Origin of the sequence: Mesorhizobium sp. M0074 (assembly GCF_040322975.1) — a bacterium.
GTDB lineage: Bacteria > Pseudomonadota > Alphaproteobacteria > Rhizobiales > Rhizobiaceae > Mesorhizobium.
The window spans coordinates 1-607 of sequence record NZ_JAMYUM010000100.1 but is presented as its reverse complement, the minus strand read 5'-3'; the positions used below and the strand labels follow the sequence as shown (position 1 = coordinate 607).

1 protein-coding gene is annotated in these 607 nt (G+C 66.7%); it reads right to left on the bottom strand.

Annotated elements, in window-relative coordinates:
- Window positions 1–133: 133 nt before the first annotated feature.
- Window positions 134–607 (bottom strand): SDR family NAD(P)-dependent oxidoreductase (locus tag NKJ73_RS34145; RefSeq protein WP_352572794.1); only part of this gene is annotated, 474 nt, incomplete at its 5' end.

Below are 607 nucleotides of genomic sequence, written 5' to 3'. Positions count from 1 at the left end.
GCGTCATTGGCGACGACCAGATCGCCGGGGTTGAACAGCGTCGCGAGTCCAACTCGCGGCAGGTCGCGCATCGTGCCGTCCGCCTCGACGACGAACAGCCTGGCGGAGCGCCGATCGGGACGATCGGCGGCAATCATCCATGTGCTCCGGCGAGAAGCGTAGAGCGGACCGGCAACGCGTCGAGCATCTTTTCGATGATCTCGGCAGCTGCCTGCTCGGGGCGCTTCAAGGTCGCCGGATCAGCATCAGGGATCGCGAGCGCGTGCAGTGGGGTGTCCATATCGCCGGGGTCAGGCGCGAGGAGCCGGATGCCGTCTGCTTTCGCCTCCTCGTCCCAAATCGCCGTCACATGGGCAAGAGCGGCCTTGCTCGCGCCGTATGCTCCCCAGCCGGGATAGGCGTTCACGGCGGCGTCGCTGGAAATGTTGATGACCAGCGCGCCGCGGCCCTCGCGTGCGGACGCGGCAAGCGCACCGAACAGGGCTTTCGTCAGCCGGAACGCGCCGACGAGATTGACCGCGAGCGCCATTTCCAGCTCCTCGCACTCGGTATCGGCAAGGAGCGCCAGAGGGACAGGGCCGAGGCTCGACGCATTGTTGATCAGGAC